Source organism: Microbacterium pumilum (genome assembly GCF_039530225.1).
In the GTDB taxonomy this organism is placed as follows: domain Bacteria; phylum Actinomycetota; class Actinomycetes; order Actinomycetales; family Microbacteriaceae; genus Microbacterium; species Microbacterium pumilum.
The window spans coordinates 972,168-986,024 of record NZ_BAAAOH010000001.1; the positions used below are offsets into that span (position 1 = coordinate 972,168).

14 protein-coding genes are annotated in these 13,857 nt (G+C 69.0%); 8 read left to right on the forward strand and 6 right to left on the reverse strand.

Translation table 11 applies throughout. The annotated features are described in order from the left end of the window. Window positions 1–14 precede the first annotated feature (14 nt). Together ABD188_RS04465 and purD are read right to left on the reverse strand one after the other, a co-directional pair. A complete protein-coding gene (locus ABD188_RS04465; protein WP_344058925.1) occupies window positions 15–3,029 on the reverse strand; it encodes a CHAT domain-containing protein in 3,015 nt (1,004 codons plus the stop codon). Between the two features lie 87 nt (window positions 3,030–3,116). Further along, window positions 3,117–4,388 carry a phosphoribosylamine--glycine ligase gene (purD, locus tag ABD188_RS04470; RefSeq protein ID WP_344058927.1) on the reverse strand — a complete coding sequence of 424 codons (1,272 nt, stop codon included), beginning with the start codon at window positions 4,386–4,388 and terminating at the stop codon, window positions 3,117–3,119. Window positions 4,389–4,452: 64 nt separating this feature from the next. On the opposite strand from purD, the gene ABD188_RS04475 reads away from it, so the two are divergent. After that, on the forward strand, window positions 4,453–4,812 hold the full coding sequence (locus ABD188_RS04475) for a sterol carrier family protein (protein WP_344058928.1): 360 nt from the start codon (window positions 4,453–4,455) through the stop codon (window positions 4,810–4,812). Window positions 4,813–4,863: 51 nt separating this feature from the next. Further along, entirely contained in the window at window positions 4,864–5,184 is a 321-nt protein-coding gene (locus ABD188_RS04480; protein ID WP_344058929.1) for a potassium transporter Trk, read from the forward strand. 28 nt (window positions 5,185–5,212) lie between these two features. Here the strand turns inward: ABD188_RS04480 and ABD188_RS04485 are convergent, their stop codons facing one another. Then, window positions 5,213–5,818, reverse strand: a complete 606-nt coding sequence (locus ABD188_RS04485) for a zinc-binding alcohol dehydrogenase (RefSeq protein WP_344066868.1) — start codon at window positions 5,816–5,818, stop codon at window positions 5,213–5,215. Between the two features lie 237 nt (window positions 5,819–6,055). Between ABD188_RS04485 and purM the strand changes: the two genes are divergently transcribed. The 4 genes from purM to ABD188_RS04505 are packed head-to-tail and all read left to right on the forward strand — an operon-like array spanning window position 6,056 to window position 10,405. Continuing rightward, on the forward strand, window positions 6,056–7,228 hold the full coding sequence (gene purM / locus ABD188_RS04490; RefSeq protein WP_344058931.1) for a phosphoribosylformylglycinamidine cyclo-ligase: 1,173 nt from the start codon (window positions 6,056–6,058) through the stop codon (window positions 7,226–7,228). A 5-nt stretch (window positions 7,229–7,233) separates the two neighbouring features. Beyond that, window positions 7,234–8,694 (forward strand): amidophosphoribosyltransferase, encoded by a 1,461-nt coding sequence (gene purF / locus ABD188_RS04495; protein WP_344058933.1) that lies wholly within the window; start codon window positions 7,234–7,236, stop codon window positions 8,692–8,694. A 42-nt stretch (window positions 8,695–8,736) separates the two neighbouring features. Then, window positions 8,737–9,966, forward strand: coding sequence for an MFS transporter (locus ABD188_RS04500; RefSeq protein WP_344058935.1), 1,230 nt, complete (start codon window positions 8,737–8,739; stop codon window positions 9,964–9,966). Window positions 9,967–10,006: 40 nt separating this feature from the next. Beyond that, window positions 10,007–10,405, forward strand: coding sequence for a TIGR02611 family protein (locus tag ABD188_RS04505; protein WP_344058937.1), 399 nt, complete (start codon window positions 10,007–10,009; stop codon window positions 10,403–10,405). Between the two features lie 3 nt (window positions 10,406–10,408). Here the strand turns inward: ABD188_RS04505 and ABD188_RS04510 are convergent, their stop codons facing one another. Then, window positions 10,409–10,585, reverse strand: a complete 177-nt coding sequence (locus tag ABD188_RS04510; protein WP_344058939.1) for a DUF3073 domain-containing protein — start codon at window positions 10,583–10,585, stop codon at window positions 10,409–10,411. Between the two features lie 162 nt (window positions 10,586–10,747). Between ABD188_RS04510 and ABD188_RS04515 the strand changes: the two genes are divergently transcribed. Further along, entirely contained in the window at window positions 10,748–11,287 is a 540-nt protein-coding gene (locus ABD188_RS04515) for a universal stress protein (RefSeq protein WP_344058941.1), read from the forward strand. A 76-nt stretch (window positions 11,288–11,363) separates the two neighbouring features. Here ABD188_RS04515 and ABD188_RS04520 read toward each other — a convergent pair whose 3' ends face one another. Further along, window positions 11,364–11,972 carry a PadR family transcriptional regulator gene (locus tag ABD188_RS04520; protein WP_344058943.1) on the reverse strand — a complete coding sequence of 203 codons (609 nt, stop codon included), beginning with the start codon at window positions 11,970–11,972 and terminating at the stop codon, window positions 11,364–11,366. Then, on the reverse strand, window positions 11,972–12,856 hold the full coding sequence (locus ABD188_RS04525) for a DUF4097 family beta strand repeat-containing protein (protein ID WP_344058945.1): 885 nt from the start codon (window positions 12,854–12,856) through the stop codon (window positions 11,972–11,974). Before ABD188_RS04525 ends, ABD188_RS04520 begins: the two co-directional genes overlap by 1 nt. Window positions 12,857–13,017: 161 nt before the next feature. Here ABD188_RS04525 and ABD188_RS04530 point away from each other — a divergent pair, with 161 nt between their 5' ends. Next, entirely contained in the window at window positions 13,018–13,788 is a 771-nt protein-coding gene (locus ABD188_RS04530; protein ID WP_344058946.1) for a MerR family transcriptional regulator, read from the forward strand. Window positions 13,789–13,857 lie beyond the last annotated feature (69 nt).

Consider the following 13,857-nt stretch of genomic DNA (forward strand, 5'->3'; position numbering starts at 1 on the left):
TCGTCCTGGTCAGGTCAGGGCAGTGCGGGCAGGGGGCGGGTGACGGTCGCCACGAAGGCGCCGATGTTGTCACCGACGCCGGAATCGTTCGGACCGAACTCGAGGGCGCCGTCGGCCGGACACGTGATCGAGACCGACGATCCCGCAGCGAACGGGTCGCCCTCTCCGACTCTCGCGATCAGGCCACGGTGGGACGCCGTCGTGAGGACGTTCCCAGGTTGCATCGTCCCGTCCGCCTTGGCCTGAACACCATCCGGACCGGCATCCTGTTCGACCGTCGCGCCCTCGAAGGTGACGATGCCGGTTGCGCTCACGCGATACGAATCACCGGTCACGCACGTGATGCCGGTCGGCGTCCACGCGACCGTGCCGGGCACCTCGATGGTCCTGGCGGCGAGGCTCGCAGCGTCGACATCCGGGCGGGTCGTGACCACCACGTCGAAGCTCCCCGTGTTGTTGTCGAGACCGTCGTCGTTGATGCCGAGTTCGAGTCCATCCTCCGTGTCAGGGCAGATCACAGTGCGCTCGCTGCCGATGAAGAAGGGATCGCCGCTGCCGAGTCGCCCGAGCAGAGCCGCATGCTGGACGTCAGCCAGGACGTTCGAATCGAGGAACGCGGACGTCCAGCCATTCGGCCCGTTGGTGACTCCCTCGCCGGGGACGACCGATCCAGTCGCGGCCACGTCGATCACGAGACCGGGCGCGCAGTCGACCCCGGACTCGGTCCAATCCACCGCTGCCGGTACCGCGACCGGGATACTGGTCGGCGTCGGCGCGACGGACGTCTCGGATACCTGCGGTTTCGCTGTCGCACCGGACCCGTGGTTTCCGGCACCCGCGTTGACGAGGACGATCGCCACCACCGCCCCGGCGGCGAGCAGGACTGCTCCGCCCACTGCCGACAGCACCAGGATTCGCCGGCGGCGTGCGTCGCCCCCGACCGGCGGTGCGCCGCCGGCCGGGGGCTCGCCTCCGGACAGTGCAGGCGGTGCGGGCGGTGAGGTCGGCGGGGTTGCGACGCCGGCGATCGGCGCTTCGGTGGCGATGCCGACCGAGGAGGCCGCGGCCGGACCGACCTGGGTGTGTCCGCGTGCCTCGGGCTCGGCCGTCGCAGCATCGGCCGCGGCGGGGAGGGTCGCCGTCGGTTCGGATGCTCCGGCTGCAGGTTCGGCTTCGGGTGTCGTGGCGTCGACGGTGGCGGGCTCGCCTGGGCTCGGCTCGGGTGTCGACGCCTCGACAGGTGCGGGCTGCGCTGAGGTCCCTTCGGCCTCGGTCGACTCGGGCGCAGCCGGCTCGGCCGGGCTCGGCTCGGCCACGGTGGGTTCAGGCACTTCGGGTTCGACCGGAACCGACCCGACCGGGCTCGGCTCAGGTGTGGTGACCTCCACTGGTGCGGATTCGACTTCGACCGGGCTCGGTTCGGGCGCGGTGACCTCGACGGGCGCGGACTCGAGTTCGACCGGCTCGGATGTGGCACCGACGGCCACCGCGAGGGCCTCCGCCGAGGTCGGCCCGAATGCTGTGGGCTCTGGTGGGGCCGGCTCAACGGAGATGGGCCCGAATGCGCTCGGCTCGGCTGAGACTGGTTCGACGGGAGTCGGCCCGAACGCCGCCGGCTCGGCTGTGACCGGCCCATCCGGGGTGGGCCCGAACGCGGACCGCTCGACTGACGGTGGTGGCACCGGCGGAGGCTCGACCGCCGACTCGCCCACCGGAGGCTCGACGGCCGACTCGCCCACCGGAGGCTCGACCAACGCGGGCTCGACCGGAACCGGTTCGACCACGGCTGGCACAGCACCGGGCGGAGGGACCGGTGGCGCGGCGGTCGGCCGGGCGGCAGGGTCGGGCACCGCGGAGGCGAACGCGGCGGCCCCGACCGTCGTCGGCGCGACGGCAGAGGGCTCGGCCGACCGGGTCGGGATCGCTGCTGACGGATCCAGCAGGCTCGTGTCGTCGCCACCGAGGTAGAGCACCGGGGTGATCCACTCGAGGGTGTCGCGGGTGATCCCGAGGATCCCGATGCGACCGCTCCGAACGGCTTCGTCGATGCGGCGGCCCGACGCGAGTGCGATGTAGAAGCTGCGTGCGAAAGCGAGGGCCGCGTAGTCGCTCACCGCGAACTGCATCGCGACGACGGCATTGATGCCGCTGTGGACGAGAGTCGCAGCGGTTCCGGCGAACAGATCCGACGTGCCCGTCGAGCCCGATTGGCAGGAGTTCAGCACGACGAGACGGGGCGCGCTGCTCGCCTCGTTGAGCAGATCCGCGAGACTGCTCGCTGAAACGAAGTCGGCACGGCCGTCTCGCCCCACGAGCGCGATGAGTCCCTCGTCGGCCGCATCGTCGTATCCCCCATGGCCGATGAAGTGGAGCACGTGCCACTGCCCTGTCAGCAGCTCGCTGTGGAGTCCGCCCCACGAGGTGTCGGCGAGCCAGACGAGTTCGACGCTTCCGTCTTCGAGGTGGGCTGCGAGAGCCGACTCGAGTCGCTGCTTCTCGGCCTCGACGTCGAGTGCCTCCAGGCCTCGCGGTGACGAAACCATTCCGAGGATGCGAAGCGGCGCGCCCACCGGCGAGAGTTTCCCGGCGTAGGGCGATGAGACCCGCCTGACGAGCGGCTCCTTGCGGCTGACATACCGCCCGGCCTCCGAGTCGTAGAGCGCCTCCCAGGGCAGCGCCGCGAGCCGGGGCGCAGTCAGCCGCAGCGTCAGCTGAGGCGTCAGACCGCGCTCCGCCGCGACCGCGCTGCTCGCTCGATAGACCTCGCCGATCCTGCCGGTGAAGACGGCGTCGAAGAGGCGGACCCCGATGCTCTGCACCGCCGATTCACGGATCGACATCACGCGCCGTGCCGACACGGATGAGGCGAGGATGCTCGATTCGATCTGCGGCAGGCTGTCCAAGACATCGTCGATGTCGAGCGAGATCGTCGCGGACGGTTCGCCGCCCGCGATCGACTTCACGACGTGCACGGAGTAGGTGCCTGGTGTCGGTCCGGCACCGAGCTCCAGTTCGATGACCGCGCTCATGAGCCCCCTCTACACGATGATGGCACTCAACGATCGGTGCGTGAAGCCTGGCTGCGCACCTGCGGCGGTCCCCTGTGGTCGATCAGCTCACTGCTCGACGACGCGCTCGGCGATGTCGGTGCGGTGCTGCCCGCCCTCGAGGGTGATCTCCGCGAGGGCGCGGTACGTCCGGTCGCGGGCTTGGGCGAACGTCGTGCCGAGTCCGACGACGTTCAGCACGCGACCGCCGGTCGCGATCAGGCCATCACCACTGACCTCCGTCGCCGCATGGGCGACGTGCACTCCCTCGACGGCGGCTGCGGCATCCAGCCCACCGATCCGACGCCCGGTGATGGGCGCCTGCGGGTAGCCCTCGCTGGCGAGGACGACGGTCACGGCGACAGCATCGGCGAACGCGGGGCGCGGCAGATCCTCGAGATTCCCGGATGCCGCAGCCAGCAGCAGCTCGGACAGCGGATCGACGAGCCTGGGCAGCACGACCTGGGTCTCAGGATCACCGAATCGCGCGTTGAACTCGATGACCTTGACGCCCTGCTCGGTCAGGATGAGCCCCGCGTACAGCAGGCCGATGAACGGCGTGCCCTCTTGATCGAGTCGGCGGATGACGGGCTCGGCGACTTCTCGTGTCACGAGGTCGACGAACTCTTCCTCGCCGCCGAATCGCTCGCTGAGCCACGGTAGCGGCGAGTACGCGCCCATCCCGCCGGTGTTGGGTCCCTCGTCGCCGTCGCCGAGCCGCTTGTAGTCCTGCGCGGGGGCGAGGGGGAGCACATGGTCGCCGTCGCTCAGGAAGAAGAGCGAGACCTCCGGCCCGTCGAGGAACTCCTCGACGAGCACTGATCCGGCCGGCAGGTACGCATCGGCGTGGCCGAGCGCTGCCTCCCGGTCGGTGGTGACGATGACGCCCTTGCCGGCCGCGAGTCCGTCGGCCTTCACCACATACGGTGCGCCGAGGTCATCGAGCGCTGACGCGACGGCGGCTCGGGTCGCGGCGCGAACCGCGCGACCGGTGGGCACGCCTGCGGCATCCATGATCCGCTTCGCGAAGGACTTGGATCCCTCGAGTCGCGCAGCGGCGCGCCCCGGACCGAAGACGGGGATGCCCCGCGACCGGAGCGCATCCGCGACGCCCGCGACGAGTGGAGCCTCTGGACCGATCACCACGAGGTCGATCGCGTGCTCGTTCGCGAAGACCGTGACCGCGGCGGGATCGTTCGGATCGATCCCGATGATGCTCGCGTCTCGTGCGATGCCGGCGTTGCCGGGCGCCGCGAAGACCTCGTGCACGGTGTCCTCCGAGCGCAGGGCGAGGATGATGGCGTGCTCGCGCGCGCCCGAGCCGAGGACCAGGATCTTCACCCGGCCAGCCTATCCAGCACGGTGCGCCCGCACCGGCGGGGGATGACCGGGTTACCGTGGAGCCATGCCCCGCAGGATCTCGACCGACGCCGGTCGCGCCGCGCTCGCGGCGGTGCGCGCCGCAGCGGGCGCTCCGGAGCGCGGCGATCTCGCGACCTCGGTCCGCTACCTGTTGGAGCTGCTCGCAGAGAAGGCTCCCGGTCACAGCGTCGAGGTGCGGGTTCCGCCGTTCGGCGCTGTGCAGGTCGTCGAGGGTCCGCGTCACACCCGAGGCACACCGCCGAACGTCGTCGAGACCGACCCCGAGACGTGGATCGCCCTGGCGCTCGGTGACGAGGAATGGGCGGATGCCGCATCCGCCGGCCGGATCCTCGCTTCGGGCACCCGCGCCGATGTCTCCAGCCTGCTGCCGTTGCGGCCGTGAATCGAGCGAGAAGCCGGCACCGCCCGCGCCGGACGGTGGGACAATGGAGCCATGGGCCCGCACATCGATGATCACGTCGAGAGGGTGCGCGTGCGTCGCGCGCCGAAGTTCTCCGTCTTCCTGCTCGTCGGAGCGGGGCTCGGCATCATCGTCGCCCTGATCCTGACCTTGGCCTTCAGCGGCACGGACGGCATCAGCCCCAACACCGGCCTCATCTACTCGCAGGGTCAGGTGTTCGGCTTCCTGGCGCTCATCTGCATCGCCGTCGGACTGGCGGTCGGCGGGATCGTCGCGCTGATCTTCGACCGCCGCTCATCGCGTCACACGCGTGAAGTGATCGTCGACCATCTGAGGGTGCACCCCGAGGACTGAGCCCCTCGTCGCGCCGATTCGGCGACGGTCACGCCAGTTCGGCGATGATGGGGTGGATCGCGGCGTCGAAGGCGACGACATCCCCCCGCAGGCCATCGGTCACGGCGACCGTGAGTGAACCGATCCACCACACCCCTCGCTGACTGAGGGGCAGCACCTGCACGTTGAGCTCGAACGAGTGCGCGCGCCGGCCCACCTGGCGTTCGTGCTCGGCGATCGCACTCGCGTACGCGCGGTACGCGGTGCCCGAGCCGGCATCGCGCCGATAGCGGGCGTGCGCGGACTGGGCGAATGCGAGCGCCTCCGGCGCGTGGGGGACGATGGCGCTCCGCAGCGCGTCGGCACCTTCGGTCGGAAGTGCGAGGAGCGTCTCGTATCCGTCGACGAGATCGAGCGGCACGGGCGACGGGTGCGCTTGCGGCTCGACCGTCATGGCCCAGTACTCGCGCCACTGGCGCTCGAGGAGAGCCTGAGCGTCTTCGTTGCGATCGTTCGCGCGAGGCGGGATGCCGCGCAGGTGCGGAAGTTCGTCGGGCGAGCGGATGCCGAGCACCTGCCGCAGGAACAGCGCGAGCAGGACGGGCTGACTCGCATCCTCGCGGATCAGCCACTCCGGAGAGCCCGTGCCTCCCATGCCGCCCATGACCCCATTCTAGAACCGCGGTCCGACGTCGTCTCCGGCATCTTCACGCCGCTGACGCCCGCCATCGACGTCGAGCGCCGGCATCGACGCCGACACCGGGCGCTTGCCGCGCGGGTCTCGGTGGAGCCCCCAGGTCTCGACAGAATGCCGCGGACCAATGCCGCGGACCAGGGCCGCGGTCTCGGCCGCTCGGCGTCCGCCCAGGAATGCCGCCGGTAGGCTGGAGCCGTGGCTTCCCCCTCTCGCGACGCCCCCGTGAATCCCTATGCCGAAGCCGGCGTCGATACGGCTGCAGGCGACCTCGCGGTAGAGCTCATGAAGTCCGCCGTCCGCCGCACCCACGGCCCCGAGGTCATGGGTGGAGTAGGCGGGTTCGCGGGACTGTTCGACGCCTCGGCGCTTCGCGCGTACGCCAAACCCCTGCTCGCGACGAGCACGGACGGCGTCGGCACGAAGGTCGCAATCGCCCAGGCGATCGACAAGCACGACACGATCGGGCTCGACCTGGTCGGGATGGTCGTCGACGACATCGTCGTGGTCGGTGCGAGACCGCTCTTCATGACCGACTACATCGCGTGCGGCAAGGTCTTCCCCGAGCGCATCGCAGACATCGTGCGCGGCATCGCCGCCGGCTGCGCCGAGACCGGCACCGCGCTCGTGGGCGGCGAGACCGCGGAGCACCCCGGCCTCCTCGGCATCAACGACTACGACGTGGCGGGCGCGGCGACAGGGGTCGTCGAAGCCGACGGACTGCTCGGGGCCGACCGCGTCAGCGAAGGCGACGTGGTGCTGGCGCTCGCCTCGAGCGGGCTGCATTCGAACGGCTACTCGCTCGTCCGCCACATCGTGGCGCGGGCCGGCATCCAGTACGGCGACAACGCGCCCGACCTCGGCACGACGTGGGGCGAGGCCCTGCTCGAACCGACGCGTCTCTACACCCAGCCGCTGCTGCGCCTCATCACCGAATCCAAGGGCGCCGTGCAGGCGCTCAGCCATGTCACCGGCGGTGGCATCGCTGCCAACCTCGCGCGCGTTCTGCCGCAGGACACCTGGGTGGATGTCGACCGGTCGACCTGGTCACCGCCTCCGGTCTTCCGCGTGCTGGCCGATCTCGGCGGACTCGACCTCACCTCGACGGAGGGCACCTGGAATCTCGGTATCGGGTTCCTTGCCGTGGTCGCCGCCGACAAGGCGGCAGCCGCGGCATCCGCTCTGTCTGCCGACGGGATCGCCGCGTGGCAGGTCGGGGTCGTCCGCAGCGGCGATCGGCCGGAAGGCGACTTCGAACAGGGGGCGAAGGGCGTCGATGGCGGCGCTGTGCGTCTGGTCGGCGCGTACTCGGACGGCTCGTACTCCAACCGCTCGGACTCTAACGGCACAGCCGCGGACGGAGCGAAGTAACACCCATGTGCGGAATCGTCGGGATGGTCGGCCGCGGCGCAGCCAATCAGGAGGTCTACGACTCGCTGCTGCTGCTGCAGCACCGCGGACAGGATTCGACCGGGATCGCGACGGCCGAGCGAAGCGGCGTGTTCCACATCGCCAAGGCGAAGGGGCAGGTGCGCGAGGCGTTCCGCACCCGTGACATGCGGTCGCTGCTCGGAGAGATCGGGCTCGGCCATGTCCGCTACGCGACGAAGGGCACGGCGTCCAGTGAAGAAGAGGCGCAGCCCTTCTACGTCAATGCCCCGTACGGCATCGTCCTCGTCCACAACGGCAACCTCACGAACACCCGCGAGCTGACCGACGAGCTCTTCCACAAGGACCGCCGGCACCTCAATACGAGCTCCGACACCGAGCTGCTCGTGAACGTGCTCGCCAACGAACTGCAGGCATCCATCTCGGGTGTCGACCTCAAGCCCGAGCAGCTATTCCAGGCGGTCTCGCGCGTGCACGAGCGCGTCGAGGGATCGTATGCCGCCATCGCGCTCATCGCCGGCTACGGCCTGCTCGCCTTCCGCGACCCGTTCGGCATCCGCCCGCTGATCCTCGGCACCCGCAAGGCGGATGACGGCTCGTACGAGTGGATCGTCACCTCCGAGTCACTCGTGCTCGAGAACGGCGAGTTCGAGGTCGTCCGCGACGTCATGCCGGGTGAGGCCATCTTCATCGACCTCGACGGGCACCTGCACACGCAGCAGTGCGCGGCCGACCCGAAGCTCGTGCCGTGCTCGTTCGAGTACGTGTACCTCGCCCGACCCGACTCGATCATGAACGGCATCTCGGTCTACGAGGCGCGGCTGCGCCTCGGCGAGCGGCTCGCCGACACCATCGCGAAGTACACGCCCAAGGGCACGATCGACGTCGTCATGCCCATCCCGGACTCGTCGCGCCCCGCCGCGATGCAGGTCGCGCGAAAGCTCGGCCTCGAGTACCGCGAGGGCTTCTACAAGAACCGCTACATCGGCCGGACGTTCATCATGCCCGGCCAGGCGGTGCGCAAGAAGAGCGTGCGGCAGAAGCTCAACGCGATGTCGAGTGAGTTCAAGGGCAAGAACGTGCTCCTGATCGACGACTCGATCGTGCGCGGTACGACGTCTAAAGAGATCATCCAGATGGCGCGGGATGCCGGTGCCAAATCCGTCACGTTCGCCAGCGCCGCGCCGCCCGTGCGCTACCCGCACGTGTACGGCATCAACATGCCCTCACGCCAGGAGCTCGTCGCGCACGGCCGGACGATCCCCGAGATCGCCGAGGAGCTCGGCGCGGACTACATGGTCTACCAGGAGGTCGAAGACCTCAAGGCCGCGATCCTCGAGGGCTCGGATGTCGAGGACCTCGACATGAGCTGCTTCGACGGCCGGTACATCACCGGCACCGTGTCGGAGGAGTACCTCGCCTGGGTCGAGGGCTCCCAGGAGTCCTGACCCTCGACGACCGGATCGGTCCCCACCACCTAGGCTGAGTCGGTGAGCCCCACCCCCTCCCGACCGCTCTGGCAGGGGAGGGCCCTCGCCCTCATCGGCATCGTGCTGTTCGCGTTCTCGCTGCGCTCCGCAGTCGCCTCGCTGTCACCCGTGTACGCGCTCATCGCCGTGGACTTTCCGGTGCCACCGGCGATCATCGGCCTGATCGGCACCGCGCCGCCGGCCTGCTACGCGATCTTCGGCATCCTGACCCCTCAGCTCGAGCGCCGATTCGGGCTCGAGCGGCTCGCTCTGGCGGCGATGGTCGTCGCCGTCGGCGGGATGGTCTGGCGCGGTCTGGCGACCGATTCGATCACGTTGCTGGTCGCGACATCCGTGATCTTCGCCGCCGTCGGCGTCGGTAACATCCTGCTTCCGCCGCTCGTGAAGAAGTACTTCGCCGATCGCATCGGGCTGATGACCACGATCTACTCGACGACCATGGCCGTGGCGTCCTTCACGCCGCCTCTCGTGGCCGTGCCGGTGGCGGATGCCGCGGGCTGGCGCATTTCGCTCGGGATGTGGGCGGTGTTCGCCGTCGTCGCCATGATCCCGTGGATCGCGCTGCTCGTCCATGCGCGGGCGGCGGGACCCGACGAGGAGATCGAGTCTGCGAATCCGCGGGTGTTCCGGCGCATGTGGCGGCTGCCGCTCGCGTGGGCTCTCACGGTCGGTTTCACGGTCTCGGGCGCCATCGCGTACACGTGCTTCGCCTGGCTGCCGACACTGCTCGTCGACACCGCAGGGGTGACACCGGCGGCGGCCGGCGCGCTGCTCTCGCTGTTCGCGGCGATGGGACTGCCGGTCTCGCTGTTCGTGCCGATCCTGGTGGTTCGTTACAACGCCACGCTGGTTCTGTTCGGTATCTCGGTCGCGGCGGGCCTGATCGCGATCGCGGGGCTGCTGTTCGCCCCGGCGGCAGCCGCCTGGCTGTGGGTGATGCTCCTCGGCATCGCCCCGCTGCTCTTCCCGCTGACGCTGGTGCTGCTGGGGCTCCGCGTCCGCACCCACGAGGCCTCGGTCGCGCTCAGCGGCTTCGTCCAGAGCATCGGCTACGGCATCGTCGCACTGTTCCCCATCGGAATCGGCCTGTTGCACGGCGCTACGGACTCGTGGACGCTGCCGCTCATCGTCATGGCCGCAGTCGTCACGGCAGCGATTCCGGCAGCCGCCGTCGCAGCACGCACTCGGACCGTCGAAGACGACTGGGAGCGCCGCTACGGCCCGTGGTGACTCCCAGCGAGTTCGCCGTATGTCTTGTTAGCGTTTCGGTATGACGTCCGAGTCGCAGCCCGGCATCTCCCACCCTCACGTCGAGTCCACGGCGCGCGCCGAGATCGCGGCTGCAGAGCGTCCCGATCAGCCCGTGCGCAGGATGCTCGATCGCATGCGCGAGCGGGTATCGAAGCATCCGCGCCTCGACCTCGGGTACCGCATCATGGTCGGCATCGTCGGCGGATCGCTAGCGCTGCTGGGTGTGCTGCTCGTTCCGCTGCCCGGCCCGGGCTTGCTCGTGGTGTTCCTCGGTCTCGCGGTGCTCGGGACCGAGTTCCATCGGGCGAAGCGCGTCGCGTCGTGGCTCAAGCGCTTGCTCGACCGCTTATGGGCGTGGCTCGATGCCCGTCGCGCCCGCAGGGCGGCGGGGAACGAGAGCGTGAAGACCGCGGCTTAGGGCCTAGGCCTTCTCTCCTTCGTACTCGTCGGCGTAGTCATCCGCCCACTTGTCGACGTACGCGTCCTCGTCGGGATGACCGAGTTCCTTCTCGAGCGCCGAGTAGTTCACACTCGGGCTGTAGGACTTGAGTTCGCGGGCGATCTTGGTGTGCTTCGCCTTCTGACGGCCACGCCCCATGCGAGACCCCCTCAATTCTGAGACGCGGGCCGTTGGCGGGGCCCAGCGCGTTCGCGAGACCGGCTCGGGGCCGGTAAGAGTAGCATTCAGGATAACACGGAGCCGCCGCACCCCGGCGGCTTCACGGGCCGATTCGCACCGCCGCGGAAGGGATCATGACGCATGTCGGATGAGGCATCTGAGGTTTCCGAGCAGGCGGCAGATGAGCCCGCCACTCATGGCGCAGTGATCGTCGGAGTCGTCCCCGACCTGTCATCACGGGTGCTGAAGGAGGGCGCGCGATACGCCAAGCTCCTCGGTGCCCCGCTGCTCGTGGTGCACGTGGATGTCACCCGGTTCGTGACGTACGAAGACCCCGACGGATATGTCCACTCCGCGCCGATAGATGTGAACATCGCGGTCGGCGAGGGCGATCTCTCGATCGTCCAAGCGCAGACGGCGGCGACCCTCGAGGGCCAGGCAGTGGGGTGGAGCGTTCGGCAGCTCGTCGGAGACCCCGCGCTCGCCCTCAAGCATCTCGCCGATCAGGTCGACGCCCGGCTGCTCGTCGTCGGCACGCGCAAGCGCGGATTCGGCGAATCCATCCGGGAGTTCTTCACCGGTTCGGTCGCCGCTCGGCTCGCGCACCGCCAGCACCGCCCGATCCTCGTCGTGCCGCTCGGCGATCCTGTCCCGGACGACGAGGAGATCTGGCCGTCCTGACGGCTCCGCCGGACGACGCGCAACGACGACGACCCGCCCAGGCAGCGAGGCTCGAGCGGGTCGTCATCCGAACGGGTCAGCCTCGCAGCGTCCGGATCAGGTCGCGCGAAAGGCGATCCAGCTCGGACGTGAGGTCGTCGATCGTGGCTGCAGCGAGCTCGCCGCCCCGTGCGACATGTGAGCGCAGATCGCTGCGGATCTTCGCCCGGAATTCGCTGACGGCGGCATCCGCACGGTGGACCTGCTCGCGACTGCTGACGCGGGGATCGTCGGATGCGGGCGGCGGGGTGGCGCTGGACTGCTCCTCGCGGCTCGCCGCTGCGAGGTCGGCGCGCAGGCTCCGCATGGCCTCGCGGACGCTGCCGCGGACTTCGTCGGCGATCAGCCGGACTGAGTCGGTCAGGCTCGCCTCGATGCCCTCGAGGTCGCCGGCCCTCGCCGTGACCTCTGCGTGGCCGGCCGGAGTGATCTCGTACACGGTCTTGCGACCGTCCACCGACTTGGTGACGAGTCCCTCCTCTTCGAGCTTCGCGAGGCGCGGGTAGACCGTGCCGGCGCTCGGCGTGTAGGTTCCGCCGGTGCGATCCGACAGTGCCTGCATGATGTCGTAGCCGTGGCGCGGACCCTCATCGAGGAGGTTCAGCAGGTAGAGGCGCAGATCGCCGTGTGAGAAGACGGGAGTCATCACCACTCCTGCCCTTCGCCGTCGGAGGGCGAGCCTGCCGACGCGGTGGATGCGGCATCCTGCGACGCGATGGTGCGGCGAAGCACTGTGACGCCGCCCGAGACGGAGTTCGCCCGGATGTCGGCGAACGAGCCGGCCAGTTCGCCGACCGAAGACACGTAGTTGGTGGTCGGACCGGTGCCGGTTCCCGAGCGCTTGACGCCGTCGACCTGGACGCGGCCGCTCACGCTGCGGATGACGTAGTTGGCGGGGTAGCCCTCGTCCAGCCGTATCGTCGTGCTGCCGCTCACGGTGTTGAGGGCCACGCTGTGGAGCTCGCCGGTGGAGTCGACCAGCATGGCGCCCGAAACGGTGTCGATGGTCGCTTTGCGCAGGGCTCCGGTGGCCGCCACATCGCCCGAGACGCTGTTGGCAGTGAGGGCGCCGACGAGCTCGCGCACCTGCACGTCGCCCGACACGGCGTTGACGGTGAGGTCGCCCGTAAGTCCGTCGACGATGATGTCACCGGACACCGTGTTGAGGCGGGCATCGTTGCGGATGCCGGACACGAGTGCGCTCGCGCTGACCACGCCGAGCGTGAGGGCGACTGCGCGGGGCACCGCGACACTGATCTCGGCCTTCGGGCCGCTCGCCGTGAAGTTGCGGAACACTTCGAGGAAGTTGTCCCAGCGCAGCTGAGGGTGATCGATCTCGACGTGATCGCCGACGACCTCGATGCGGAGGTCCTTGATGGTGACGCCGTGCACTTCGATGCGGGCGCCCGGCTCGTCGTGGGCGATCACGTCGATCTGTCCGCCGATGAGTCCGACTTTGAGCGAGTGCACGGTTTCGATGTCGATGACGCGCGTCTCGCCGGGGTGGATGATCCACTTCTCGAGGGTCATTGCTTCTGCTCCAGGGGTATTGTCAACACGCGATATATCGCGATATGACCACCATAACACGATATATCGCGAGTTGCCCCGCAACTCAGCAATATTCGATTGACCTTGACGCAACGTCAACCTTTAGCGTGGTGACACGAGCAAGAAAGGGGGAGAAACCCATGGAATGGACCATTCAGCAGATCGCGAAGCTCGCGGGAACGACGAGCCGCACGCTGCGCCACTACGGCGACATGGGTCTGCTCAGTCCGTCGAGTGTCGGCCACAACGGCTATCGGCACTACGACGAATCGGCGCTCGTCCGGCTGCAGCGGATTCTGCTGCTCCGCGAGCTCGGACTCGGACTGTCGCAGATCTCCGAGGTGCTCGAGCGAGAGGAATCCGAAGAGCACGCGCTCGAGGGACATCTCGCGTGGCTCCGGCAGGAGCAGACCAGGCTGGCGCGGCAGATCGCGTCGGTCGAATCGACCATCGATGCACTGAGAGGAGGTGAACGACTCATGGCAGAGAACATGTTCGACGGCTTCGACTACACCCAGTACAAGGATGAGGTCGAAGAGCGCTGGGGCAAGGACGCGTACGCGCGCTCCGACGCCTGGTGGCGCGGCATGAGCGCCGATCAGAAGAAGGCGTGGCAGCAGCTGGTGTCCGACCTCGGTCGCAATTGGATCGCGGCTGCGGAGAGCGGCGTCGCGCCCGACAGCGCCGACGCTCAGGCACTCGCGAAGCGACAGGTCGACTGGCTGACCGGCATCCCCGGCACACCCGCTTCGGCGCCTGGAGGTGACGTCAAGGGCTACGTGATCGGACTCGGCGAGATGTATGTCGCCGACCCGCGCTTCGGGGCCAACTACGCGACGAGCGAGGGAGGCACCGCCGGCGCCGAGTTCGTCCGTGACGCACTGCGCGTCTACGCGGAGGCGAACCTTTAGGCGGGATCGCTTCGACGGGCTCAGCGGCCTGAGGACGACGGATGCCGCGACCGAACGACTCGGTCGCGG

Bases quoted from the DNA above. Each gene is read 5' to 3' on its own strand.
- ABD188_RS04465 (WP_344058925.1), bottom strand. From the start codon at position 3,029: ATGAGCGCGGTCATCGAACTGGAGCTCGGTGCCGGACCGACACCAGGC.
- ABD188_RS04475 (WP_344058928.1), top strand. From the start codon at position 4,453: ATGCCCCGCAGGATCTCGACCGACGCCGGTCGCGCCGCGCTCGCGGCG.
- ABD188_RS04480 (WP_344058929.1), top strand. From the start codon at position 4,864: ATGGGCCCGCACATCGATGATCACGTCGAGAGGGTGCGCGTGCGTCGC.
- ABD188_RS04485 (WP_344066868.1), bottom strand. From the start codon at position 5,818: ATGGGAGGCACGGGCTCTCCGGAGTGGCTGATCCGCGAGGATGCGAGT.
- purF (WP_344058933.1), top strand. From the start codon at position 7,234: ATGTGCGGAATCGTCGGGATGGTCGGCCGCGGCGCAGCCAATCAGGAG.
- ABD188_RS04505 (WP_344058937.1), top strand. From the start codon at position 10,007: ATGACGTCCGAGTCGCAGCCCGGCATCTCCCACCCTCACGTCGAGTCC.
- ABD188_RS04510 (WP_344058939.1), bottom strand. From the start codon at position 10,585: ATGGGGCGTGGCCGTCAGAAGGCGAAGCACACCAAGATCGCCCGCGAA.
- ABD188_RS04515 (WP_344058941.1), top strand. From the start codon at position 10,748: ATGTCGGATGAGGCATCTGAGGTTTCCGAGCAGGCGGCAGATGAGCCC.
- ABD188_RS04520 (WP_344058943.1), bottom strand. From the start codon at position 11,972: ATGACTCCCGTCTTCTCACACGGCGATCTGCGCCTCTACCTGCTGAAC.
- ABD188_RS04525 (WP_344058945.1), bottom strand. From the start codon at position 12,856: ATGACCCTCGAGAAGTGGATCATCCACCCCGGCGAGACGCGCGTCATC.
- ABD188_RS04530 (WP_344058946.1), top strand. From the start codon at position 13,018: ATGGAATGGACCATTCAGCAGATCGCGAAGCTCGCGGGAACGACGAGC.